The organism is Saccharothrix mutabilis subsp. mutabilis (assembly GCF_039521145.1).
Classification (GTDB): Bacteria; Actinomycetota; Actinomycetes; order Mycobacteriales; family Pseudonocardiaceae; genus Actinosynnema; species Actinosynnema mutabilis.
Genome location: NZ_BAAABU010000018.1, coordinates 92,481 through 117,585 on the forward strand (window position 1 = coordinate 92,481; position 25,105 = coordinate 117,585).

The window sequence follows — 25,105 nt, forward strand, 5'->3', positions numbered from 1 at the left end:
TCATGGCCGTGAGCGTCGATTGTTCGGCGTTCTGTTGGCGAACCGGGCGTTGAGCCGACGCGGGCCGTCCCATCGGGGCGGCCCGCGTTTCATTCCGGATCATCCTCCCGTTCCGTGAGCAGCGGTGCTTTTTCCCGGCTGCCGGCGTCGGCGGGACCGGGGTCGACGGCGACGACGTGCCCCGGGCCGTCCGCGCTGATCGTCACCGTCCCCGTTCGCACCGCGTGCAGCACGAGCGCGATGTCGTCGTTGTCGACCGCGTCGAAGAACTGGATGCGCGCCTTGCGCTCCTGTTCGCTGTCGCCCTGGGCCGAGAATTCGTAACGCAGTTGTGGGGTGGCCAGCACTTTGCCCTCGGGTCCTGGGGCGAGGTGGAAATAGTAGTCCTGGTCGATCGTGAAACGGGGCAGCTTGAGCGTCGCCCCCTTGGTCGCGCACAGCCTTTCCAGCACCTTCACGGGCCGGTCCCCGGTCTTGAACCTCCTTCGACCGATCGCTCGGTACCAGGAGAAGACAACGACCAACCACACGACGATGCCCAGCGCCATGCCGAGCCCGAACAACACGGCGACGTCGGATGTGCCGACTCTTTCCGTGAGGTTGCGCCCGAAGACCAGGAAAACGGTCAGGTACACCAGCGCCGCGGGTGGAACGACGACCGGAAGGATGCGCAGATCCTTGATGTCGAGGGTCTCGGGCAGGCTCGACGTCCTCGGGTAGACGCGGACAAGGAGCAGGAACAGCAGCACCGCGACGAGGCCGGGCAGCACGAACAGGGTGCCCACCCCGAACGGCGAGATGGCGTCCACCCCGAACACGGCGAGTTCGACGTCCCGGACGCCCACGAAGGTGGAAGGTGTCTCCGGTTCGCCGCCGGCCGCCACCCTGCCGCACTCCATGACGACCCCGATGCTCTGCTTTCCGGTGCGCACCTGCGGGTGCGCCCGAACGCGGACGTCCAGCAGCACGGATGTGCGTGGCGGCAACAGGTCCAGGCACGCCAGGACGGGTCGACCGCTGGTCGCCGCGTCGGCGGGGCAGGGCGTGAACCGGGTGCCGGGGCCGCCGTCCGGAGGGCTGATGTCGATGTCGTCGTCGTCGAGCGCGGTGATGACGACGTTCCGGTAGGCATCGGGAGTTCGGTTCGTGATGTGCACGACCGCCTTCCCGGACTGGCCGTCGTTGAGTTTGGTCGGCGCGGAGACGAACACGACTTCCGGAACGGGCGCGTCCTGTGCGGACACGAAGGCCTCTCGTGAAGTGGTCTCCGCCGGCGCGGGCATGCCCGCGCTGCCTGCCACTGCCATCGACGCGGGCGCCACAGCGGTGAGGACGGCAAGGGCGATACTGAACGACAGCACGGCCTCCACCCACCGCCGCGAAGCGACACGGAGTGGCGCATCGGTTGCGAGGGCGCCCTTTCGCACCCCACCACTGTGCATCTTCGGATCGGGTCGGCGCGTCGCCCGACCCGGTGGGGCGGCGTTCCGGACTCGATTCCGCTCCGTCGGGTGGTTGAGCGGGCGGACGAGCCGAAGTCGGTGGCGTCCGGCGCGGGAGCCGTGCTCCGGGCGAGGTGACGGACGTGTGGTCATGCGTCGTAGCCCAGGGCGGTGGCCATGCCGGATTCGGCGTGGTAGGCGTTGTGGCAGTGGATCATCCAGCGGCCCGGGTTGTCGGCGGTGAAGTCGCAGCCGAGGGTGCGGCCGGGGAGGACGATGGCGGTGTCCTTGCGTGGGCCGGTGGGCCCCAGTTGGGGTGTGTGGCCGTGGATGTGCATGGGGTGCCACATCATGGTGGTGTTGACGAACTCGATCCTGACCCGTTGGCCTTCCCGGACCCGCACGGGGTCGGCCAGGTGGCCGGCGCGGCCGTTGATGCCCCAGTCGTAGCCCATCATGCCGCCGGTGAGTGCCAGGCGGTGCACGACGTCGGGTGCCTTGCGGGGCAGGGCAACGGCGTCGGTGCTGTGCAGGTCCGGGTAGCCGACGATGGTGCCGGTCAACTCCCGGGGTCGGACGCGGGGACCGGGTGCGTCACCGCCGCCGGTGCGGACCAGGGCGAACGCGGTGGCGTTCTTGCCCTCGGCCAGCGCCACCAACGGGAACACGCCGTCCGCCAGGGTGACCAGCACGTCGTAGCGCTCGCCCATGCCGATCAGCAGGGCGTCCGTTCCCACCGGCACGACCGGGAAGCCGTCGGTGTGGGTGACGGTCAGGCGGTGACCGCCCAGCGCGACCCGGTAGGCGGTGTCGGAGCCCGCGTTGATCAACCGGATCCGCACGCGCTCGCCGGGTTTCGCGGCGAAGGTCACGGGCGCGGTGGGCACTCGTCCGTTGATCAGGTGGTGCGGGTGGGCCACATCCCCGGCGTCGCCGCCCAGCAGCGGACTGGAGGCGCCGTGCACGGGGTGCCCGCCGCGCCGGCGCAGCTCGGCGAAGACCCGGTCCGGTGTGGTGCCGGTGCCGTCGATCCAGTCGTCGAGCACGACCACCCACTCGGCGTCGTGGTCGGCGGCTTCGCCCGGGTCTTCCACGACCAGCGGCGCGTACAGGCCGCGGTCGAGTTGGGTGCCGGTGTGCGGGTGGAACCAGTACGTCCCCGGCGTCGGCGCGGTGAACCGGTAGGTGAACGTGGTGCCGGGCGTGATCGGGGCCTGGGTGAGGTGGGGTGTGCCGTCCATGTCGTTGCGCAGCGCGAGGCCGTGCCAGTGGACGGACGTGTCCGCGGGCAGGTCGTTGACCAGCGTCGCCTCGACCACGTCCCCGGCGGTGACCCGGAGTTCGGGTCCGGGCACGGTTCCGTCGTAGGTCCAGGTGTCCACGACCGGGCCGCCGAGGTCGACCGGCCCGGCGCGGGCGGTCAGCGTGATCGACCGGGTGCGGCCGGTGCCGCGGCGCTGCGCTTCCACCTGCCCCACCCGGGGGTCGGTGGGCAGCACCAAGCCGTTGCTCGACGTGCACGCCGCCAGCACACCGGCGGCGGTGGCGCTGAGGAACGTGCGGCGGGTGAACGGGCTCATGACGCGGTCCTCCGGAACAACCGGGTGGCGAGCACGCCGAGCGCCAGCAACCAGCCGACGCCCAGCAGCAGCGGCGCGGCGGTGTCGAAGCCGTCGGTGAGGCCACCGTCGAGCAGGACGCGGTAGGGCCCGTGGCCGGGGAGGAAGCGGGCCCAGGCGGGCGGTTCGGCGCGCAGCATGGGGCTTTGGCCGATGCCCAGGTCGAGGAACGGGACCAGGAAGGCGATCAGCACCCCGCCGACCCGCCCGAAGACCGGTCCCAGGCACACGCCGACCAACGCGTAGATCGCGGCCAGCAACAGGTTCGCGCCGACGAACACGCCCCACTGGCGGGCGTCGAACACCGCCGCCGTCACGGCGATCGAGGCCGTGGTGGTCAGCAGCACGGCGGCGGCGATCACGCCGAGCCGGGCGGTCAGCAGCGCGGGGACGCCGAACCCGGCCAGGATCAGGCGGTGGTCGCCGGTGCGGGCGTCGAGCACGACGAACAGCCCGGCGAGCGCCGCCAGCGAGGTGATCGCGATCGGGGTCATGGTGCCGGCGTGGACGTCGGGCAGCCAGAACGCGGGCGTGACGGGCCGCCCGTGTTCGAGCAGGGACAGCGAGGTGGTCTCGCCGGGCGTGACGACCTTGGACAGCCAGATGAACACCACCGGCACGACGACCAGCAGCGCCCACAGCACGGGGTTGCGGCCGTAGTCGCGCAGCCCCGTCCGCAGACCGGTCCCGACCTGGGTCGGCGGCCGGCCGGGTCGGGCGGTGCGGGTGGTGGCGGTGACGACGAGCACGGCCAGCGCCAGGGCCGCGACGGTCCACGTCAGGGCCCAGCCGAGGTCGCCGGGCCGGCCGCCGTGCCGCGAGGGCAGGTCGACCGTCCACAGCGTGACGAAGTGCGTGGGCAGGCCCCGCGTCGCCAGGCGGTCGGGAGAACCCAGGGCGGGACCGAAGAACACGTCCGCGATCCAGACGAACAGGACCACGACCGTGCCGTTCACCGGGTTGCGCGCCACGACGCCGACCAGCGCGCCGATCGCCAGGTAGACCACCGCGGACATCGCCGTGCCCGCGACGACGCGGCCGGGCGCGTCGATCCCGGCGCGGGCGGCCAGCGCGACCAGCGCGGCGGCGGACGCGAGCGCCGCCAGCGCGAGTCCGGTGAGCAGCCGGGCGGCCACCAGCGTCGGGGCGGGCAGGCCGGCCAGGACCAGGCGGCGGTCGGCGGCCCGCGCGGCGCGGGTCTGGAAGTACATGGCCGTGGCGGACAGGAACCCGGCCGCCCAGCCCGCGGTCGCGGTCTCCACCGACCACCCGGTCCCGCCCAGCAGTGCCGCCGCGTCGGCCATGGGTCCCGCGGCGACGACCACGAACACGACCGGCACGACGACCAGGACCAGCGGGTTGACCGGGTTGCGGCGGTAGTCGTCGAGGAAGCGGCGCACCAGCGACCCGGTGTCGCGCAACGGTTCCGCGTGGCTGGTCATCGCGGGGCCGTCCGGCCGTCGCGCAGCGCGACGACGCGGTCGAAGCGCTCCTCGTCGGCGACGAAGTGGCTGATGACCAGCACCGCGCGGCCGGCTGCCCGGCGGTGCGCGACGAGGTCCCAGAAGCGGAGGTAGGTGTCCCAGTCGAACCCGGCGTAGGGCTCGTCCAGCAGCAGCACGTCCGGGTCGGCCAGCAGCGCGAGGCCGAGGTTGAGCTTGGCGAGGGTGCCGCCGGAGAGCCGGTCGGCGCGGGTGCCGGTGTAGCGCTCGAAGCCCAGCGCGCGGTACAGGTCGCGGCGTGCCGCGCGCTCGGCGTCGACGGTCATGCGGTAGGCGCGGCCGAACAGCTCGAAGTGCTCGTCGCAGGTCAGGCGCTCATAGACGACCGGCTCCTGCGGGCAGTGCCCGAGCCGGCCGTGGACGGTGACGCTGCCCGCGTCCGGCCGCAGCGCGCCGACCAGGACCTTCATCAGGGTGGACTTGCCCGAGCCGTTCTCGCCGACCAGGCCGACCACCTCGCCGGCGCGCAGCGCCAGGTCCGCCCCGCGCAGCACCGGAACGGTGCGCCGGGCCGGCCAGACGCCGCGCCGGTAGCTCTTCTCGATGCCCGACGCCCGCAGCACCGGCTCGGTGGACACCAGGGTCGTCATGGCGCGGTCCACGAGGCGGCGGCGTCGGCGGGCAGGCCGGTGATGCGCAGTTCGACCGCCGCGCCGGCCGGGACGGGCGTGGTGAAGCGCACCGTGCCCTCGCGGTGGTGGCCGCCGGGGCCGGGCCCGTCCCAGCTCGCGCCGTCGGCGGTGGTGCCGTTCACGCGCAGTCGGGCGGAGGCGGCGACGTCGAGGTCCAGCGGGACGGTGTGGGTGTCCAGCGCGACCCGGAACACCGCGCCGGAGGTGTCCAGCGTGAGCGGGGTCAGGGTGACCTCGACCTCGCCCGCCCGCACGGTGCGGGTCGGCAGCGCGGAGGTGTCGTCGGACCGCGACAGCGACCAGGCGACCAGCCCGACGGCGACCACCGCGACCACCGCGACCACCGCCGCGACCCGCCGGGAAGTGTGGACCACCGGTCTCACCACCCCGCCGGCGCGGGCGTGCGCCGGAGCCGGCGCGCGGCGAGGACCACGCCCACCGCGTTGACCGCGATCCCGGCGACCATGACCGGGACCCGGTAGTCGGTCAGGAACACCGCGACCCCGGAGACGCCGATGACCGGGGCGAGGTCGGCGACGTGGTGCGCGCAGCAGGCCACCATCCCGACCGCGGAGGCCCCGGCCCCGCCGCCCGTGGCGGCCTTCATCGCCGCCTCGTGCGACCGCCGGCGGCGGCGCAGCTCGACGAACAGCCCGACCTGGGCGCCGAACCCGGCGAGGATCAGCGCCAGCCACGGCCAGTCCTCGACGGTCTGCCGCCCGAGGTGGTCGATGCCGCCGACGCCGCCGACCACCGAGGCGTAGAACAGGCCGAGCGCGGCGGCGGCGAGGACCCCGGCCCGGACGGCGTTCGTGCTCACGCCCATGCCGTCACCGCCTCTTGGCGTGTTCGTCCGTCGTGCCCGAACCGCCGTGGCCGGTCATGCCGCCGTGGCCGGTCATCATGACCAGCATCATCAACGGGCAGGCCAGCACGAGCAGCCCGATCAGGATCGTCTGCGCCGGCACCCCGGCGAACGCCAGGCCCACGACCAGGATCGCCAACGCGATCGCGTAGAGCGGCAGGTGTTGACGCTTCATGGCGTCCCCTCCTTCCGAGTCGCTCCCAGGGTCGTCCCGGCGGCCCGGCGGGCACAGGGCACAAAGTCCTATGCGGCTTAGTAGTTCGGTCCGTCCTCCCGGTGCCCCGGCCTGTCCTCAGGCGGTGTGGGCCGGTTCCATGAGGAGGTCGGTGACCGGGCGGCGGGGGGTCGGGGGGACGGGGGAGCCGAAGCCGATGCGCAACACCGTTTGCGGGAAGATCGTGCCGCCCAGGTCGCGGCGTAGTTCCTCGCGCACGGACGGCACCTCGATGGCCTGCGACATGAAGGACGCGGACAGGCCGAGGTCGGTGGCGGTGAGCAGGACGCGTTGAAGTGCCTGTCCCGCTTGGAGTTCGGCGAACTCGCCGGCCACGAACGAGCAGAGCACCGCGACCAGCGGGTCGGATTCGTAGTCCTTGCCCGGAACTCGTTCCGCCGCCTGGAAGTCGCGCATCGACCACTCGTCCTGGAGCGCGGGGCGGATGCCCGCCGAGGCGGGCGGGACGCCGTCCACTGACCGGGGGCCGGTCCAGTCGCCGAGTTCGGCGCGCACGGCCGGGTTCTCGTTCTGCATGCGGTGCGCCTTGGCGACCAGGCCCTGCAACCGGCCGCGTTCGACGTGGTCGGGCAGCAGGTGCAGCCAGCAACGCTCGCGTTCGGCGGCGCGGGCCAGGGCGTGGCGGTGGGCCAGGGGCACCGGGACGTCGCGGAAGGGTTTGCGGTTGGTCCGCCGGATGGGCACCGCCGCGATCAGGCTCCGCACCTCGTCGTCGAGGTCGCGGTGACCGCCCGCGCGGACGGTGGCCAGCGCTCCGGGCGCGTCGGCGCCGGGCATGAGGGTGACCAGGGGACGGATGCCGTGGGCGCGCAGTCCCAGCCGCAGGTTGAACAACGCGGCGCCGCACGCCAGGCGCAGCTCGCGGTCCTGCGGGTCGGTGGCGGGCAGTCGACGGGTCGGGTCGGCGTGCAGCTCGATCCGGTCGGGTCGGACCCGGAACCGCCACGGCTGGGTGTTGTGGACCGACGGGGCCAACGCCGCCAGCGCGAGGACCTCGCCCACCTGGTCGCCGTCCAACCCCAACGCGCCGCTCAAACCGTGCATGGTGCCACCCCGTCGACATCAATCGTTCCCTGTCTCTGCCTCCACTCTCGCCCCGCGCACCGCACCGGGCACACGGGCGAAGGTCCCGTCCGCACAGGGTCGGACCGCGAGACCCGGACAGCACAACGCTCCGGCGGGCACGCCACGCGCGCCCGCCGGAGCGTTCTCGACCGGGTGGTCAGACGGGTCGGGGGTGGTGGGCCAGGGCGCGGACGCCCAGCACGGCCGCGCCGGCGGTCAGCGCCAGCAGCGCCAGGCCCGGCCCGTAGGACTGGAACGCCTCGTAGAACACGCCCATCAGCAGGGGCGGCACGAACCCGCCCAGGCCACCGGCGGCCCCGACGATGCCGGTCACCGCGCCGACGTGCGCGGCCGGCGCGTCCCGGGCCACCAGGGCGAACGTGGCGCCGCTCGCGGCCCCCAGCGCGACGGCCATGGTCAGGAACGTGATGGTGCCCAGCGGCACCAGCAGCGGTGTGAACGCCTGCCCGGCCGCCGCCACGCCGACCGCGGCCAGCGAGGCGACGAGGACCCGGTCGGGCCCGAACCGGTCGGACAGCCAACCGCCCAGCGGCCGGGCGACGACGGCGAACAGCACGAACCCGGCCATCCGGTTGGCCGCGTCGGCCTGGGTGAGGGCGTAGCCGGTGCGCAGGTAGGTCGGCAGGTACACCGACAGCGCGACGTAACCGCCGAAGGCCAGCGCGTAGATCGCCGAGGCCCGCCAGGTGATGGGCAGCCGCGCGGCGGTGGCCAGGCGGCGCAGCGCGGACCCGGTCGGCGCGACCCGGCCGGGCGCGTCGCGCAGCACGACCGCGGCCAGCACCGCGTACAACGCCAGCGCGGCGGCCGTGATCAGGAAGGGCGTCGTGATGTTCCCGGCCTTCACCAGCGGCACGGTGGTCAGCGCGCTGATCGCGGTGCCGCCCATGCCCGCGCCGAACACGCCCAGCGCCATGCCGCGCCGCCGCGGCGGGAACCAGGCGTTGACCAGCGGGACGCCCACGGCGAAGGCCGTGCCGCCGATGCCCAGGAAGAAGCCCCCGACCAGCAGCGCGGGCAGGGACGTGTGCCCGAACAGGCCGATGAACAGCACCGGGACGATGGTGGCGGCCGACACCGCGGGGAACATCACCCGCCCGCCGAAGCGGTCGGTGAGCGCGCCGACCGGGATGCGGCCCAGCGCGCCGACGACCACGGGCACGGCCACCAGCAACGCCTGCTGGAACGCGGTCAGCCCAAGGTCCTCTTTGAACAGCGGCCCCAGCGGGCTCAGCAGCGCCCAGGCCCAGAAGTTGAGCGCGAACCCCGCTGTGGCCAGTCCCAGCACCAACCAGCGTGCGCGCTCCGAAGATGTCGCGGTCACGACCTCCACCCTGCGCCGCCGCCGCGCCCGCTGAAAGGGATCAACGGCCGTGCCCGTCGGGGACTTTGGTCCCTGCTCGGCGGGCACCCGGTCGGGTGGACTTCCAGGCATGGATTCCAGTGGCGAGGCCGGGCCGCTGCCGCGCGGCCGGCGGTACTTCACGCGCGGCGAGGTGTCGGCGGACGGGCGGACCCTGCACCAGATCGACCGCGGCGAGTGGGAGCGGTTCTACCGGGACCGGTGGTCGCACGACAAGGTGGTGCGCTCCACCCACGGGGTCAACTGCACCGGCTCGTGCTCGTGGCAGGTGTTCGTCAAGGACGGCCTGATCACCTGGGAGCACCAGGCCACCGACTACCCGTCCATCGGCCCCGACTCGCCGGAGTACGAGCCGCGCGGCTGCCCGCGCGGCGCGTCGTTCTCCTGGTACACCTACTCGCCCTCGCGGGTGCGCTACCCGTACGTGCGGGGCGTGCTGCTGAAGATGTGGCGCGAGGCCCGCGCCCGGCTGGGCGACCCGGTGCTGGCGTGGGCGGAGATCACCGGGGACCCGGTGCGCGCCAAGCGGTACAAGAAGGCGCGCGGCAAGGGCGGGTTCGTCCGGTCCACGTGGGACGAGGTGACCGAGCTGGTCGCCGCCGCGCACGTGCACACCACGAAGGCCTACGGACCGGACCGGGTGGTCGGGTTCTCGCCGATCCCGGCGATGTCCATGGCGTCGTTCGCCGCCGGCACCCGCTACCACTCGCTGATCGGCGGCACGCTGCTGTCGTTCTACGACTGGTACGCCGACCTGCCGGTGGCCTCGCCGCAGGTGTGGGGCGACCAGACCGACGTGCCGGAGTCCGCGGACTGGTGGAACGCCGGCTACCTGGTGATGTGGGGTTCGAACATCCCGGTCACCCGCACCCCGGACGCGCACTTCCTCACCGAGGCCCGCTACAAGGGCACCAAGGTGGTGGCGGTCAGCCCGGACTACGCCGACAACGTCAAGTTCGCCGACGACTGGCTCGCGCCGCACCCGGGCACCGACGGCGCGCTGGCCATGGCGATGGGGCACGTGGTGCTGGCGGAGTTCTTCCGCGACCGGCAGGTGCCCTACTTCACCGACTACACCCGCCGCTTCACCGACCTGCCCTTCCTGGTGCGGCTGGAGGAGCGGGACGGCGCGTTCGTGCCCGCCAAGTTCCTCACCGCGGCCGACCTGGGCTCGGCGGAGGAGAACGCGGAGTTCAAGACCGTGCTGCTGGACGAGGCCACCGGCGAGCCGGTGGTGCCGCCGGGCTCGCTGGGCTTCCGCTGGGGCGCGGAGGGCGAGGGCCGCTGGAACCTCGACCTGGGCGAGGTCGTGCCCGCCCTGACCCTCTACGAGCGCGGCGGCGACCGGGTCGCGGTGGACCTGCCCCGCTTCGACGTGGGCGAGACGGAGGGCGGCGGGTCGATCCGGCGCGGCGTGCCCACGGCCGTGGTCGGCGGGCACCGGGTGACCACGGTGTTCGACCTGGTCATGGCCCAGTACGGGGTGGGCCGCCCGGACCTGCCCGGCGACTGGCCGAGCTCCTACGAGGACACCTCCTCGCCGTGCACGCCCGGCTGGGCCGAGGAGATCACCTCCGTGCCCGCCGCGACCACCGCCCGCATCGCCCGCGAGTTCGCCCGCAACGCCGAGCGCACGCAGGGCCGGTCGATGATCGCGATGGGCGCGGGCACCAACCACTGGTTCCACTCCGACACGATCTACCGCGCGTTCCTGTCGCTGGTGCTGCTCACCGGCTGCCAGGGCCGCAACGGCGGCGGCTGGGCGCACTACGTGGGCCAGGAGAAGGCCCGCCCGGTCACCGGCATGCAGCACCTGGCGTTCGCGTTCGACTGGCAGCGCCCGACCCGGCACATGGCGGGCACCGCGTTCTGGTACCTGGCCACCGACCAGTGGCGCTACGAGGGGTTCCGGGCCGACGAACTGGCCAGCCCGCTGGGCAACGGGCTGCTGGCCGGCCGCTCGTTCGCCGACTGCAACGCCCAGGCGGCCCGGCTGGGCTGGCTGCCCTCGCACCCGACGTTCGACCGCAACCCGCTGGACCTGGCCGACGAGGCCGCCGCCCTGGGACGCCCGGTCGCCGAGCACGTGGTGACCGAGCTGCGCGAGGGCCGGCTCGGGTTCGCCGCGCAGGACCCCGACGACCCGGCCAACTTCCCGCGCGCGCTGACCGTGTGGCGGGCCAACCTCCTGGGCTCCTCGGGCAAGGGCAACGAGTACTTCCTGCGCCACCTGCTGGGCACCGACGCGCAGGTGCGCAGCGAGGAGTCCCCGCCGGACGCCCGCCCGCGCGAGGTGGTCTGGCACGACGAGGCCCCGGAGGGCAAGCTCGACCTGCTCACCACGATCGACTTCCGGATGACCTCCACGGCGCTGTTCGCCGACGTCGTGCTCCCGGCCGCGACCTGGTACGAGAAGCACGACCTGTCCACCACCGACATGCACCCGTTCGTGCACGCCTTCAACCCGGCCATCGCGCCGCCGTGGGAGGCCAAGTCGGACTACGACACCTTCCTCGGCCTGGCCGACAAGTTCGGCGAGCTGGCGGGGGAGCACCTGGGCAGGCGCACCGACGTGCTGGCCGTGCCGCTGGCCCACGACACCCCCGACGAACTGGCCCAGCCCGGCGGCCGGGTGCGCGACTGGCGGGCCGGCGAGTGCGACCCGGTCCCGGGCCGCACCATGCCGAAGCTGGTCGTCATCGAGCGCGACTACCCGGCGACGGGGGAGAAGATGCGCTCGATCGGACCCCTGCTGGACACCCTCGGGTTGACCACCAAGGGCATCACCTACCGGCCGGACAAGGAGATCGAGCACCTGCGCCGCCACAACGGCGCCCACGGCGACCGGCCCGCGCTGGACACCGCCGAGCACATGTGCGAAGCCATCCTCGCCCTGTCCGGCACCACCAACGGGCGGCTGGCCGTGCAGGGCTTCCGCACCCTGGAGCAGCGCACCGGCACCCGGCTGGCCGACCTCGCCGAGGAGCACGAGGGCAAGCGGATCTCCTTCGAGGACACCAGGAAGGGCCCGCAGGCGGTGATCACCTCGCCGGAGTGGTCGGGCAGCGAGACCGGCGGCCGGCGCTACTCCGCGTTCGTGATCAACGTCGAGCGCCTCAAGCCGTGGCACACCCTCACCGGGCGGCAGCACTTCTTCGTCGACCACGACTGGCTGGTCGAACTCGGCGAGCAGCTGCCGGTCTACCGGCCGCCGCTGAACCTGCACCGCCACTTCGGCTCGCCGGAGCTGCGCGAGGACGGCCGCGCCGAGGTCACCGTCCGCTACCTCACCCCGCACTCGAAGTGGTCGATCCACTCCGAGTACCAGGACAACGCCCACATGCTCGCGCTGTCGCGCGGCGGACCCGACATCTGGATGTCCACAGTGGACGCGGAGAAGATCGGTGTGGCGGACAACGACTGGGTCGAGGCGTACAACCGAAACGGCGTCGTCGTGGCGCGGGCCGTGGTCTCCCACCGGATGCCCGAGGGCACGGTGTTCATGTACCACGCCAAGGACCGCAACGTGAACGTGCCGCGCACCGAGATCGGCGGCAAGCGCGGCGGGGTGCACAACTCGCTGACCCGGCTGCTGCTCAAACCGACGCACCTGGTCGGCGGGTACGCCCAGTTCACCTACGCCTTCAACTACTACGGGCCCACGGGCAACCAGCGCGACGAGATCACCACCATCCGTCGCCGCGGCCAGGAGGTGCAGTACTGATGCGCGTGATGGCACAGGTGGCGATGGTGATGAACCTCGACAAGTGCATCGGCTGCCACACCTGTTCGGTGACCTGCAAGCAGACCTGGACCAACCGGGAGGGCACCGAGTACGTCTGGTTCAACAACGTCGAGACCAAACCCGGCATCGGCTACCCCAAGCGCTACGAGGACCAGGAGCGGTGGCGCGGCGGCTGGGTGCTCGACCGGCGCGGCCGGCTCAAGCTGCGCGGCGGCGGGCGGGTGCGGCGGCTGCTGAGCCTGTTCGCCAACCCCGACCTGCCGGCGCTGGAGGACTACTACGAGCCGGTCACCTACGACTACGACACGCTGCTGACCGCCCCGGCCGGCGAGCACACCCCGGTCATCCGGCCCAAGTCCGCGCTCACCGGGCAGGACACCGCGATCACGTGGGGCGCCAACTGGGAGGACGACCTGGGCGGCGCGCCCGAGCACGCGCCCGGCGACCCGAACCTGGCGGCGATGACGGAGAAGGTCCGCTTCGAGTACGAGCGGACGTTCATGTTCCACCTGCCGCGCATCTGCGAGCACTGCCTCAACCCGGCGTGCGTGTCGGCGTGCCCCTCGGGCGCGATGTACAAGCGGGAGGAGGACGGGATCGTCCTGGTCGACCAGGACCGCTGCCGCGGCTGGCGGATGTGCGTGTCGGCCTGCCCCTACAAGAAGGTCTACCTCAACCACGTCACCGGCAAGGCCGAGAAGTGCACGTTCTGCTTCCCGCGCATCGAGGCCGGGCAGCCCACGGTGTGCGCGGAGACCTGCGTGGGCCGGCTGCGCTACATCGGCATCGTGCTCTACGACGCCGACGCGGTGACCGCCGCGGCGAGCGTCCCGGACCCGACGGACCTGCTGGACGCGCAGCGCGGCCTGTTCCTGGACCCGCACGACCCCGCCGTGGCCTCGGCGGCGCTGGAGGCGGGCATCCCGGCCGACTGGCTCGACGCCGCCCGCCGCTCCCCGGTGCACCGGCTCATCTCGACCTACCGGATCGCCCTGCCGCTGCACCCGGAGTACCGCACGGTGCCGATGGTCTGGTACATCCCGCCGCTGTCGCCGGTCCTGGACGCGGTGTCCGGTCGGGACGGTGACGCGAGCGACCCCGACGACGTCTTCCACGCCATCCGGGACCTGCGCATCCCGCTGGAGTACCTGGCGAGCCTGTTCACCGCGGGCGACACCGAGGTGGTGGCGGGCGTGCTGATGAAGCTGGCCGCCATGCGCGGCTACATGCGGGCCCGGACCCTGGACGGCACGGTCGCCGAGGACCTCTTGGCCGCCACCGGCATGACCGGCGAGGACATGGAGGCGATGTACCGGCTGCTGGCCATCGCCAAGTACGACGAGCGCTACGTCATCCCCGCCGCCCACCGGGAGCAGGCCGCCGCCCTGGACGCCCAGGGCACCGGGTGCAGCCTCGACGTCGAGGGCGGACCCGGCATGGGCGGCGACGACTTCCACGTGCTGCCCGTCGACGGCCGCATCCGGCTGCCGCTGCACGTGGCCGACGCGAAGGAGGCACGGCGGTGACCGGGCGCGCGGAGACCTTCCGGCTGTTGGGGTTGCTGTTGCAGTACCCGGACGGCGGGCCGCCCGTCGTGCCGGCCACCGTGCCCGACGGCCCGGCGCGGGAGCCGCTGACGCGGTTCCTGGCCTGGTACGGCGCACAGTCGCCGTTCGACCTGGCGCAGCACTACGTGGAGACGTTCGACCTGCGCCGCCGCACCAGCCTGTACCTGACCTACTACCTGCACGGCGACACCCGGAGGCGCGGGATGGCGATGTTGATGCTCAAGCAGCGCTACCGCGCGGCCGGGCTCACCCCGCCCGAGGACGAGCTGCCCGACTACCTGCCGGTGGTGTGCGAGTTCGCCGCGCTGCTGGGGCCGGGCGCGGGCGAGGCGCCGTTGCGGCAGCACCGGACGGGGTTGGAGCTGATCCGCGCCGGCCTGCACGACGCGGGCTCCCCGTACGCGGCCCTGCTGGACGCCCTGACCGCGCTGCTGGGCGAGTTGACGCCGGAGGACCAGGCCGCGGTGCGGGAGCTGGCCGCCTCCGGGCCGCCCGACGAAGAGGTGGGGCTCGCGCCGTTCGCCCCGCCGGAGTACCTGACCGGACGGGAGGTCCGAGCGTGAACGTCGTGCTCTGGGTGGTGCTGCCCTACAGCGCGTTGACGGTGTTCGTGGTGGGGCACGTGTGGCGGTGGCGGGCCGACCAGTTCGGCTGGACCACCCGCACCACCCAGTTGCTGGAGCACCGGTGGCTGCGCTGGGGGTCGCCGCTGTTCCACCTGGGGGCGTTCGCCGCGATCGCCGGGCACGCGGTCGGCCTGCTGGTGCCGAAGTCGTGGACCGAGGCGGTCGGCGTGTCCGAAGGGCTCTACCACGTCGTGGCGGTGGGCGCGGGCACGGTCGCGGCGGTGATGCTGGTCGCCGGGCTCGGCCTGCTGCTGGCGCGCCGCTTCCTCCAGCCGCGTGTGCGCCGGGCGACCACGGCGATGGACAAGGTGCTGTACGCCGTGCTGGCGGTGGTGATCGCGCTGGGCGTGACGGCCACGGTCGGGGCGAACCTGCTCGGCGGCGGGTACGACTACCGGGCGACGATCGCGGTGTGGTTCCGCGGCCTGTTCTGGTTGCAGCCGCAGCCGGACCTGATGGCCGACGTGCCGTTGATCTTCCAGTTGCACGCGTTGAGCGCGTTCGCGTTGTTCGCGATCTGGCCGTTCACGCGGCTGGTGCACGTGTGGTCGGCCCCGATCGCCTACCTCTGGCGGCCCTATGTGGTCTACCGCCGCCGCGCCAGGGCCGGAGCGGTCCGGTGATCGAGGACCTCACCCTCGCCAAGCCGCGCCGCCGCGCTCCGGTGTTCGTGTGGGGCAACGCGCTGGTGCTGGTGTGGTTGGCCGTGGCGGTCGTCCTGCTGGTGGTGGGCGACCGGCTGGGGCTGCCGGAGTGGTTGCCGCTGCACGCGTTGCTGCTCGGGTCGGCCACCACGGCGATCGTGATCTGGTCGGACCACTTCGTGGCGGTGCTGTGCCGCGTGCCCGGGGCTTCGGAGCGGCACCTGGCGCGGGGGCTGGTGGCGATCACGCTCCTGGTCACCGCCGTGCTGGCCGGTGTCGTGGCGGACGTGCCCGTGCTGACCGGGGTGGGCGGGACGGGCCTGGCGGTGATCGCCTGCGTGCACGCCGTGGTCCTGCTGCGCCGCCGCCGTGCCGCGCTCAACCCGCGTTTCGGTTACCTGATCGGCTTCTACGCCGCCGCGAGCGCCGCGCTGGTGGCGGGCGCGGCGACGGGCGCGGCCCTGGCGTTGGGCGGCGACTGGTACGCCCGCGTGTGGCCCGCGCACGTGCACCTGACGTTGTTGGGCTGGGTCGGGTTGTCGGTGCTGGGGACGCTGTTCACGTTGCTGCCCACCGCGTTGGGCACGCGGATGGAGGAGGGCACGGCGCGGTCCGCGCGGTGGTCGCTGGGGGTGCTGTCGGCGGGGCTGGTCGTGGCCGCGGCCGGGATGCTGCTCGGGTGGCCGCTGCTCGCGGCGGCGGGCCTGGTGGGGTACGCGGCCGGGGTTGGCGTGGCGCTGGCGCCGCTGGTCGGCGCGCTGCGCCGCCGCCGGCCGCGCGGCCCGGCGGGGTGGATGCTCAGCGCGGCGACCGCGTGGCTGGCGGTCGCGGTGGTGGCCGACGCGGTGCGGGTGGCCGTCGTCGGGCCGGTCGGGGCGGTGGACCCGGTGCTGCCCGTGCTGGTGGTCGGCTTCGTCGCGCAGGTGCTGGTGGGGGCGTTGACGCAGTTGCTGCCGGTGGTGCTCGGTCGTGGTCCGGCCGAGCACAAGGAACTCGCCGCGGTGCTGGGCCACTGGTGGCGGGCGCGGGTCGTGGCGGCCAACGCGGCCGTGCCGCTGGTCGTGGTGTTCCCGCCGGTCGGGTGGGCGGTGGCGGCGTTGGCGTTCGGCGTGTTCGTCGTGCTGGCGTTGTCGATCGCGGTGCCGACCGCGCTGCACGGCGGTGCGCGGAAGGTCGACCGGCCGCAGTGGGTCGGGCTGGTGGCCGGGTTGGCCGCGGTGGTGCTCGCCGCCGGGTTCGCCACCAGCGGTCACGAGGCTCCCGCCGCCGGCGGCAGCCGCACCGTCGAGGTGGAGTTGGACGGCATGCGGGTGCGGCCCGCCGTGGTGGAGGTGCCCGCCGGGACCCGCCTGGTGCTGCGGGTGACCAACCGCGAGGCGATGCGCCACGACCTGCGGGTGGACGGCGGGCCGCGCACACCCCTGCTGCGCCAGGGGGAGACGGCCACGCTGGACGTGGGCGTGGTGCGCGACGAGCTGCGGGGCTGGTGCACGGTCGCCGGGCACCGCGCGGCCGGCATGACCTTCACCGTGCGCACCACCGGCGGGGGCGGCGGCGGACACCGCCACGGCGACACCCCCGACCACGGCGGTGAGACCCCTGACCCCGGTGGGGACGCCGCGACGGGCCTGGACCTGTCCGCCCGCCCCGGCCCCGGCTGGCAGGCCCGCGACCCGCGCCTGGCCCCCGCGCCCGCCCCGACCACGCACCGCGTCGAGCTGCGCGTCGTGGAGCACGAGGTGGAGGTGGCGCCCGGACGCCGGCAGCGGGCGTGGACCTTCGGCGGCACGGCGCCCGGCCCGACCCTGCGCGGCAAGGTCGGCGACCGGTTCGAGATCACCCTGGTCAACGACGGCACGATCGGCCACAGCATCGACTTCCACGCCGGCGCCCTGGCCCCGGACGGCCCCATGCGCACCATCGAGCCCGGCGAACGGCTCGTCTACGCCTTCACCGCCAACCGGCCCGGCGCGTGGCTGTACCACTGCGGCACGATGCCGATGTCGCTGCACATGGCCAACGGGATGCACGGCGCCGTCGTGATCGACCCGCCGGACCTCGCCCCGGCCGACGACGAGTACCTGCTCGTCGGCTCCCAGCTCTACCTGGGCGAGGGCGACGACCAGGCGGCCAAGGTCGCGCGCGGCGCACCCGACGGGTGGGCGTTCAACGGCATGGCCGCCCAGTACGACCACGCGCCGCTGACCACCGCGGTCGGCCGGCGGGTGCGGATCTGGCTGGTCAACGCCGGACCGGGCGACGGCATCGCGTTCCACGTCGTGGGCGGCCAGTTCGACGCCGTCTACAAGGAGGGCGCGCGGTGGCCCACGAGCGGGGCGCAGGCGTTGGACCTCGCGCCGGCGCAGGGCGGGTACGTGGAGCTGACCTTCCCGGAAGCCGGGCGCTACCCCTTCGTCGACCACGACATGCGGCACGCCGAGAACGGCGCGCACGGCTTCGTCGACGTGACGGGGTGAGGCCCCGTGCTCGACGTGTGGACGGTCGTGCGGTTCGTGCACGTGCTCGGCGCTGTGCTGTGGGTGGGCGGACAACTGACCCTGACGGCGGTCGTGCTGCCTCCCGTGCGGCGGCTGCTCGGCCTGGCCGAGCGCGGCGAGGTGCTCAAGGCCGTGGGCAAGCGGTTCGCGCTCATCACCGCCGCCGCGTTCCTGCCCGCCCAGCTCACCACAGGTGTCCTGTTGGCCATGCGGCACGGCGTCACGTGGCAGTCGCTGCTCGAACCCGGCTACGGCCGGCTCCTGGCGGCCAAGCTGCTGCTGTTCTGCTTCGTCATGGCCGCCGCCGCCCTGCACGGCCACGCCCAGGCCGGCGGCCGGACCGGCCGGGCGCGGGCCTCGTCGGCCGCCGCCCTGGTCGGGTCGCTGGGCGTGGTGCTGCTGGCCACGGGACTGGTGGAGGGCGGTTGACCACCGTCAGGCCAGCGGGACCCGCCAGGTCAGGAGGGTGCCGCCGGTGGGGCCCGGCTCGACCCGGCAGGCGCCGCCGAGGTCGTGGGCGCGCTGCTCCAGGTTGCGCAGGCCGCTGCGGGCGACCCGGGCCGGCAGGCCGACGCCGTTGTCCGAGACGGTGATCGTCAGCGCGTCGTCGGCTTCGACGGTGACCACCAGTTCGGTGGCCCGCGCGTGGCGCACGGCGTTGCTGACCGCCTCTCGCACGACCGCCTCGGCCTGGTCGCCGATGTGGTCGGGCACCGAGGTGTCGACCGTCCCGCTCATCCGCACGGACGGTGTCAGCGCCGTGTCCTCGGTCAGCTCGGACACGGCGTCGAGCAGCCGGCGGCGCAGCCCCGGCGCGTCGTCGCCGGACTGGAGGTCGAAGATGGACGTGCGGATGTCCAGCACCGTCTCGTCCAGTTGGACCACCGCCTTGCGCACCCGGTCGCGCACCCGCGGGTCGCTGATCGCGCCGAGCGCGCCCTGAAGGCTCATGCCGGTGGCGAACAGCCGTTGGATCACGTGGTCGTGCAGGTCGCGGGCGATGCGTTCGCGGTCCGCCAGCACGTCGAGCATCCTGCGGGCGTTCTGGTTGTCGGCGAACTCCAGCGCCACCGCGGTCTGGTCGGCGAACGAGGCCAGCAGCGGCACCTGTTCGGCGCCGAACTGGCCCTCGCCCTTGGCCCGCGCGACCAGCAGCACGCCGGCGGCGGCCGAACCGGTGCGCAACGGCACCGCGACACCGGGGCCGGCGTCGAGCGGCATGTCGCCCAGCCGGCCGTCCAGGTCCTCGATCAGCATCGGCGTGCCCGCGTCGAGCACCTCGGCGACCAGGGTCGCGGTCTCGGCGATCGGCGTGTCGAGCAGCCCGTCGGCGTCGCCGCCCGCGGTGGCGGCCACCCGCGGCTGTCGGCGGGGACCCTCGGCCAGCACGATCAGCGCCGTCGAGGCCCCGGTCAGCTCGCGCGTGCGCAGCGCGATCAGTTGCAGCGCCTCCGCGGTCGACGCGCCGCCCAGCAGCTCGGAGTTGACCTCGGCGGTCGCCTCCAGCCACCGCTCCCGCATCCGCGAGCGTTCGAACAGCCGCGCGTTCTCCACGGCGACCCCCGCGGCGGCGGCCAGCGCCGACAGCACCACCTCGTCGTCGGCGGTGAAGTCGGCGCCGTCGGTCTTGTCGGTCAGGTAGAGGTTGCCGAACACCTCGTCGCGCACCCGCACCGGCACGCCGAGGAAGCCGCGCATGGGCGGGTGGTTGGGCGGGAGGCCCACCGACGCGGGGTGCTGGGCCAGGTCGTGCAGCCGGATCGCCTTCGGGTCCTGGACCAGCAGCCCGAGCAGCCCCTTGCCGTGCGGCGAGTGCCCCATGCGCGCCCGTGTCTCGGGGTCGATGCCGACGTGGACGAACCGCGACAGGGTCCCGTTGCCGCCCAACACCCCCAGCGCGCCGTAGCGCGCCCCGACCAGGGTCACCGCGGCCTGCACGACCCGCCGCAGGGTGGAGTCCAGCTCCAGCCCCGCGCCGACCGCGAGCACCGCGTCCAGCAGGCCCTGCATCTTGTCCCGGGCCGACCCGATCTCGACCAGCCGCTCCCGCACCTCGTCGAGCAGCTCGTCCAGGCGGAGACCTTCGAGCAGGTGGTGCGGGCCTTCGTCGTCGGTGGCCGGGTGGTGCGCGGTCACGGCCCGAAAGTGATGTCGGCGCGGGTGAGGTCGAACTGGGCGTAGGTGAACGGCCCGTCCGGGAGGTGCCAGACGGCGGTGGCGCGGCGCGGGCGGATGCGCTCGGCGACCAGGCACCAGCCGTCGACGGGGGTGGACCAGCGCGCCCGCACCAGGCCCGTGGGCAGCGCGGCCCAGCGGTCCTCGGTGCTGAACTCGACCGGGGCGCCGCGGTCGTCCACGGTGACGTGGGCGGTGACGGTGGTGTTGTGGTCGGTGAGGGCGAGTCCGAAGGTGCGCTCGTCGACCGGGGTCCAGTGCACCGGCATCCGCAGCAGCATGGACGGGGCGAGCAGCACGGCGTCGTTGAGCAGCGTGACCAGCTCGCCCGCGTCGAACTCCGGCCCCTGCCCGTCGGCGAGGGTGAACATGCCGAGCGCGGTGGCGCGCATGTGCCCGTGCCCGTGGGCGTAGACGTCGGAGGCCTGGACCGGGATGAGGTGCGCCAGCATGAGCCGCATCCGGAAGTCGCGGCTGAGGGTCGTGGCGTCGTTGTGCTGCCACGTCGTGCAGGTCAGCCAGTTCTGGTCGGGCCGGAGGCGGAAGTGGCCGCGCACGGTGGCGTCGAACGACCCGTCGGCCGGGCGTCCGAGCACGCGGGTGAACCCGAGGTAGCGCCGCGCAGGTTCGGGCAGGTGTTCGATGTCCTCCTCGGTGACCGGGGCGGGTTTGGTGGCAACGTTCGTCATGGTGCACCTCCACCACCGAGCCTGCTCGACCGGCGGCGCCCGGGTCAGGGTCCAAGGCAACAACCGACCCGGGACTTCCGTCCGGTGGGTGCGCGACGACCTCCGCGCAGGCCCGCGAGACCGGGTTGACCACCGTGCCGATGCGGGCCTCGCGGGCTTCTCCCACCACACTGTTCTTGCGGGCGGTGTCGATGACGTCTTGTGCGGTGCGGGTGCCGAAGAACGAATCGCAGGTGTAGTGCTGGTGGGCGGCGTACCCGCCGACGCCGGCGGTCGTGGCGGCGATCAGCGTGCCGGCCAGGATCATCTTGGTGGTCACGACACCGCCCAGGCCGGTCGTGGTGGTGGTGCCGGTGGTGGCGCTGTTCGCGGCGATGGCGGCGACCGCCGTGCCGGTGGCGGACCCGACGGCCGCGCCGCCGATGCCGACGGCGGAGGACGAACGGCGTCCGCAGGAATACGGCGTCCGCGGGAGTGTTTGCCACCGGAGGGTTGTGTTGCTAGAAATCCGGCTTTGCGGCACCGGCGCGCCGGAGGGTTCGGGATGGTGGGGACGGTTCGGCACGCGGTTCATCGTGCGATGGTTCTCGTTGACGTCGAGGGGTTCGGTGCGGCTGCTCGGACGTTGCCGCACCAGTTGCGGACGCGGGCGGTGTTGTACGACGTCGTTCGGGAGGGGTTGGCGGCGGCGGGTGTGCCGTGGGACCGGTGTCATCACGAGGATCGTGGTGACGGCGTGTTCGTTTTGGTTCCGCCCGAGTACCCGAAGGGGCCGCTGGTGGAGGTGCTGCCTGGCGCGTTGGCGCGGGCGGTGGGGCGGCACAACGAACACAGCCAGGAGGCCGCGCGGGTGCGGTTGCGGGTGGCGGTGCACGCCGGGGAGGTTGCCTTTGACGAGCACGGTGTCACCTCGACGTCGCTGACCACCGCGTTCCGCCTCCTTGACGCCGTGCCGCTGAAGGTCGCCCTTGCGGGGTCGTCCGGTGTGGTGGCGATGATCGTGTCCGAGTCGATCTTCCAGGAGGTCGTGCGGCAGTCGGCGGCCGTCGACTCGGCGACGTTCCGGCCGGTCGAGGTGGCGGTGAAGGAGGTTCGTGAACGGGCTTGGGTTTCGCTGCCCGACCGTCCGTATCCGGCGGTCGCCGGTGGGGCCGCCTTGGACGAGGGGTTGCGCGCTTACCTGAGTGCCGCGCACCGGGCCGCCGAGGAGCACACCTACGACCCGGAGGACGCGCCCGCGCTGCCGGACATCTACGTGCGGCAGCGCAGCCGGCAGTCCGCCGGCGAGAACGCCACGGGGGTCGAGCCGTTCGAGGCGGTGATCGGCCGGGCGGAACGGGTGTGCGTCGTCGTCGCCGCTCCGGGTGGCGGGAAGTCCACGGCTCTGCGGATGCGGTTGCGGGACGTGGCGGCCCAACTGCTGGACGGCACCGGCGGCGTGGACGGTGCAGGCGGTGTGGACGGTGCGGGCGGCGTGGTTCCGGTGTGGGTCAGCGCGCGGGCGTTGGTGGACGACGGGACGCCGATCGCCGAGGCGCTGGCCCAAGCGACCGCCAGGCTGAGCCGGAACGCGCCCGACCCCGGGCTGCCGGCGGAACGCTTCCGGCGGAGTCCGTGGCCGGGCGCGCGGTGGCAGGTCCTCGTGGACGACCTGGACGAGGTGGCCGACGCCGGGCAACGTCGTGCCGTGCTGGAGAAGGTGGCCAACGCCGCCACCCACGCGCCACAGCTGTACCAGTTCGTCGTCGCGACCCGTCCGCTGCACGACCGGGAACTGGAGATCCTCGGCAAGCGGACGCCGCACCACGAGTTGCTGCCGTTCACCACCGACGACCTGCGCGCCTACGCCGAGAAGTGCTTCGCCGTCCGGTGGGAGGCGACCGAAGCCGCCCGGCACGCCGAGTTGTTCGCGCACGCCGTGGAGGCGGCCTCGCTGGCGGAGCCGGCCGGAACGCCCTTGATGGCGTTCATGCTGTGCCGCCTGTACCTCGCGGCGCCGGACCGGCGGCTGCCCGTGGGCCGCACCGCGCTGTACGAGGCGTTCACCGACCTGGTCTACGACAACAACCAGCACAAGCGGGTCGCCGACAGCCACGAGGAGTTGGTCGCGCGACTCGTGGACCGCGTCCAGAGCCCGAAGGAGCGCGCGGACACCGCGACCGCCGCGCGCCAGGCCCACGAGGCGGTGCCCGAACTGGTCGACCTGCTCGCGCACCACTGGCGCGGCGACCCCTCCGGTCCGCTGGTCGAGGTGGTGGGCAAGCACCGGTCGGTCCGCAGACCCCGCAAGATCCGTCCGGAGTGGTGGGAGGCGTTCCTGGAGGACCTGCTCCGGCTCACCGGCCTGCTGGTGCGCGGCGCGGGCGGCCTGCGCTTCGCCCACCAGACGTTCCTGGAGTACCACGCCGCGCTCCACGTCACCCGCGACCCGGCTCGGCGCGCACGCATGGTCAAGGCGTTGATGCCGTCCCTTCGAGGGGACATGGAATCGGCGCGGTACCCCTCGCCGGAGGCGTCCTACCTCGGGTTCGTCCTGGACCAACTGCTCCTCAACGAGGATTCCGCCGGTGAGACCGAGCGGCGACTGGCGGCGGTGGCCGAGCACGGCAGCATCCGGACGATCCACTTCCTGGTCATCCAGGCGACGCACCTGCGGACCGCGATACCGGCGGACCCGCTGATCCGGCGGCTGCGTCACCTGATCGAGCACCGCTCGGTGTACGACCCGATCGACACCGTGGTGTACGCGGCGGCGTGGCTGTCGTTGTTCGAGGGCCACCGGGAGGACGGCGCGGCCGTGCTGGCCCGGTTCGTGGCAGACGACGGCGAGCGGATCTGGGACCGCATCGAAGCCGCGAACTACCTGGGCGCGTTGGAGGAGCACGAGGAGGAAGCCGCGCGGTGGCTGCACCTGTTCGCCGCCCACGCGCTGCTCGAACCCGACGAGCGCACGAAGGCCGCCCAGGCGTTGGCGCGGATCGAGAGCCACCGGCACTGCGCCGTCACGTGGCTCAACCGGTTCGCGGGCACGGAGGGCTGGAAGCCCGGCGACCGGATCGCCGCCGCGCGGGCGTTGGCGACGATACCGAGCGAGGTGCCGGCCGCGGCGGCGCTGCTCACCGCCTTCGCCGACGGGTTCCCGACCGACGACGACCGCGTGGCGGCGGCGTGGTACCTCGCGACGATCGAGTCGTGCGAAGCCGAAGGGGCCGTGTCGCTGGTCCGGTTCCTGGAGGACCCGGCCGTCGACGACACGGCGCGCACGTGGGCGGCGTGGGGGTTGGCCCAGCTCGACGGGTTCGAGGAGATGGCGGTCGAGTGGTTGGTGCGGTTCGTCGGGCAGCGGGACGTGCGCGGCGAGGCGCTGCAACGGATGGCCCAGGTCGCGCCCGAAGCGTGCGTCGCGGCGCTGGAACGCATCGCCGAGGACCCGGCGGAGCCGCCGGCCACCCGGGAACTGGCGGCGAAGATCGCCGAGTCACGCGACCGGCCGTTGATCGACATGGTGCGCGTGTTGGGTTGATCAGCGGGGGCGGACCAGGAGGGACGCCCACAGCAGCGGGCCGTCGCCGAACGTCGGCAGGCTGCCGCACGCCACCGTGAGCCGCCGCACGCGGGCGAGGTCCGGGCTGGTCGTGGTCCGGCGTGGCGGGCCGCCCCGGTGCCGGGTGGCGAGGGTGAGGCGGCTGGGGAACAGTTCGGCGGTCACCACCAGCGTCACGCCCCTCGCTCGCGGCATGGTCTCGGCGAGGTGACCGGCGACCGGGACGGCGTGCGGGACGACGTCGGGCAACTGCCAGGCGGCGCACGTGCGGCGCGTGAAGTCCTGCGCCAGGGGCGCGGCTTCGTTGTCGGCGGTGAGCCGCGCCTCGTCGCGGCGGCGTTCGGGGAGCGCGGTCGTGGCGTCCAGCGCGGCGTCCAGGCGGTCGTAGCAGGGCAGGAAGCGGCTCAGGCCGGTGCGGACGACCAGGCGGCGCTGCGCCCCGGTGGTGGCGACCAGGATCAGCGGCGTGCCCGACCACGGGTTGGTGCGCAGCCACACGGTGGCGAACACGCTCGTCAACGGGTCGCTGACCACGTCGAGGTTCGGTCCCAGGACGACGATCACCGCCGAGGGTCCTTCGGCGACGTGCTTGAGCAGCTCCTCGCGGAGCGCGGTGTAGGTGGACGGGTCGAGTCGTCCGTGGGGCGACACCACGATCGCGTCGCCGTGCGGCGTGGCCTTGAGCCTGGAACCGGTCATGGCCGTCCTCGGGGGAGTGGGTTTCTGCCATTGGTAGCGCGGATGGGAGCGGGGGGCCGCGCCGGTCCGGCGGTATCGCCCGAATGGCCTGCCCCCACACCGAAGTTCACCGCCGCGCCGCGACCCGGTGCTCCTAATGTGGACGGTGGTGCCGATGAACGCCCCGACGGGGA

19 protein-coding genes are annotated in these 25,105 nt (G+C 73.4%); 7 read left to right on the forward strand and 12 right to left on the reverse strand.

Annotated elements, in window-relative coordinates; translation table 11 throughout:
• Window positions 1-89: 89 nt before the first annotated feature.
• From ABD126_RS29050 to ABD126_RS29090, 9 genes are all read right to left on the reverse strand, one after another.
• Window positions 90-1,361 carry a hypothetical protein gene (locus ABD126_RS29050; protein WP_343937160.1) on the reverse strand — a complete coding sequence of 424 codons (1,272 nt, stop codon included), beginning with the start codon at window positions 1,359-1,361 and terminating at the stop codon, window positions 90-92.
• 230 nt (window positions 1,362-1,591) lie between these two features.
• The gene (locus ABD126_RS29055; RefSeq protein WP_343937161.1) at window positions 1,592-3,022 is read right to left on the reverse strand and encodes a multicopper oxidase family protein; all 1,431 of its coding nucleotides are present in this window, start codon (window positions 3,020-3,022) and stop codon (window positions 1,592-1,594) included.
• Entirely contained in the window at window positions 3,019-4,503 is a 1,485-nt protein-coding gene (locus ABD126_RS29060; protein ID WP_343937162.1) for a hypothetical protein, read from the reverse strand. Before ABD126_RS29060 ends, ABD126_RS29055 begins: the two co-directional genes overlap by 4 nt.
• Window positions 4,500-5,153: an ABC transporter ATP-binding protein gene (locus tag ABD126_RS29065; protein ID WP_343937163.1), complete on the reverse strand. Its 654-nt coding sequence runs from the start codon at window positions 5,151-5,153 to the stop codon at window positions 4,500-4,502. The genes ABD126_RS29060 and ABD126_RS29065 overlap by 4 nt, the downstream gene beginning before the upstream one ends.
• Window positions 5,150-5,569, reverse strand: coding sequence for a hypothetical protein (locus tag ABD126_RS29070; protein ID WP_343937164.1), 420 nt, complete (start codon window positions 5,567-5,569; stop codon window positions 5,150-5,152). The genes ABD126_RS29065 and ABD126_RS29070 overlap by 4 nt, the downstream gene beginning before the upstream one ends.
• 5 nt (window positions 5,570-5,574) lie before the next feature.
• Window positions 5,575-6,021 carry a hypothetical protein gene (locus tag ABD126_RS29075; RefSeq protein ID WP_343937165.1) on the reverse strand — a complete coding sequence of 149 codons (447 nt, stop codon included), beginning with the start codon at window positions 6,019-6,021 and terminating at the stop codon, window positions 5,575-5,577.
• Between the two features lie 4 nt (window positions 6,022-6,025).
• The gene (locus tag ABD126_RS29080; RefSeq protein WP_343937166.1) at window positions 6,026-6,235 is read right to left on the reverse strand and encodes a DUF2933 domain-containing protein; all 210 of its coding nucleotides are present in this window, start codon (window positions 6,233-6,235) and stop codon (window positions 6,026-6,028) included.
• 117 nt (window positions 6,236-6,352) lie between these two features.
• A complete protein-coding gene (locus ABD126_RS29085) occupies window positions 6,353-7,339 on the reverse strand; it encodes an Acg family FMN-binding oxidoreductase (RefSeq protein ID WP_343937167.1) in 987 nt (328 codons plus the stop codon).
• Window positions 7,340-7,517: 178 nt separating this feature from the next.
• On the reverse strand, window positions 7,518-8,705 hold the full coding sequence (locus ABD126_RS29090; RefSeq protein ID WP_343937168.1) for an MFS transporter: 1,188 nt from the start codon (window positions 8,703-8,705) through the stop codon (window positions 7,518-7,520).
• A gap of 109 nt (window positions 8,706-8,814) precedes the next feature.
• Here ABD126_RS29090 and ABD126_RS29095 point away from each other — a divergent pair, with 109 nt between their 5' ends.
• From ABD126_RS29095 to ABD126_RS29120, 6 genes are read left to right on the forward strand one after another with little or no spacing between them, the layout of a single operon-like run.
• Entirely contained in the window at window positions 8,815-12,468 is a 3,654-nt protein-coding gene (locus ABD126_RS29095) for a nitrate reductase subunit alpha (RefSeq protein WP_343937169.1), read from the forward strand.
• Window positions 12,468-14,015: a nitrate reductase subunit beta gene (narH, locus tag ABD126_RS29100; RefSeq protein ID WP_343937170.1), complete on the forward strand. Its 1,548-nt coding sequence runs from the start codon at window positions 12,468-12,470 to the stop codon at window positions 14,013-14,015. The genes ABD126_RS29095 and narH overlap by 1 nt, the downstream gene beginning before the upstream one ends.
• Window positions 14,012-14,620 (forward strand): nitrate reductase molybdenum cofactor assembly chaperone, encoded by a 609-nt coding sequence (narJ, locus tag ABD126_RS29105; RefSeq protein WP_343937171.1) that lies wholly within the window; start codon window positions 14,012-14,014, stop codon window positions 14,618-14,620. Before narH ends, narJ begins: the two co-directional genes overlap by 4 nt.
• Window positions 14,617-15,306: a respiratory nitrate reductase subunit gamma gene (gene narI, locus ABD126_RS29110; RefSeq protein ID WP_343937172.1), complete on the forward strand. Its 690-nt coding sequence runs from the start codon at window positions 14,617-14,619 to the stop codon at window positions 15,304-15,306. Before narJ ends, narI begins: the two co-directional genes overlap by 4 nt.
• Window positions 15,303-17,804, forward strand: coding sequence for a multicopper oxidase domain-containing protein (locus ABD126_RS29115; RefSeq protein WP_343937173.1), 2,502 nt, complete (start codon window positions 15,303-15,305; stop codon window positions 17,802-17,804). Before narI ends, ABD126_RS29115 begins: the two co-directional genes overlap by 4 nt.
• Window positions 17,805-17,810: 6 nt before the next feature.
• On the forward strand, window positions 17,811-18,254 hold the full coding sequence (locus ABD126_RS29120) for a hypothetical protein (RefSeq protein WP_343937174.1): 444 nt from the start codon (window positions 17,811-17,813) through the stop codon (window positions 18,252-18,254).
• Window positions 18,255-18,260: 6 nt separating this feature from the next.
• On the opposite strand, the gene ABD126_RS29125 is transcribed toward ABD126_RS29120, so the two are convergent.
• Complete coding sequence (locus tag ABD126_RS29125) at window positions 18,261-19,961, reverse strand: sensor histidine kinase (protein ID WP_343937175.1); 1,701 nt, start codon at window positions 19,959-19,961, stop codon at window positions 18,261-18,263.
• On the reverse strand, window positions 19,958-20,689 hold the full coding sequence (locus ABD126_RS29130; protein ID WP_343937176.1) for a DUF6544 family protein: 732 nt from the start codon (window positions 20,687-20,689) through the stop codon (window positions 19,958-19,960). The genes ABD126_RS29125 and ABD126_RS29130 overlap by 4 nt, the downstream gene beginning before the upstream one ends.
• Before the next feature lie 736 nt (window positions 20,690-21,425).
• Here ABD126_RS29130 and ABD126_RS29135 point away from each other — a divergent pair.
• Window positions 21,426-24,212 (forward strand): NACHT domain-containing protein, encoded by a 2,787-nt coding sequence (locus tag ABD126_RS29135; protein ID WP_343937177.1) that lies wholly within the window; start codon window positions 21,426-21,428, stop codon window positions 24,210-24,212.
• On the opposite strand, the gene ABD126_RS29140 is transcribed toward ABD126_RS29135, so the two are convergent.
• On the reverse strand, window positions 24,213-24,932 hold the full coding sequence (locus tag ABD126_RS29140; protein ID WP_343937178.1) for a hypothetical protein: 720 nt from the start codon (window positions 24,930-24,932) through the stop codon (window positions 24,213-24,215).
• Window positions 24,933-25,105 lie beyond the last annotated feature (173 nt).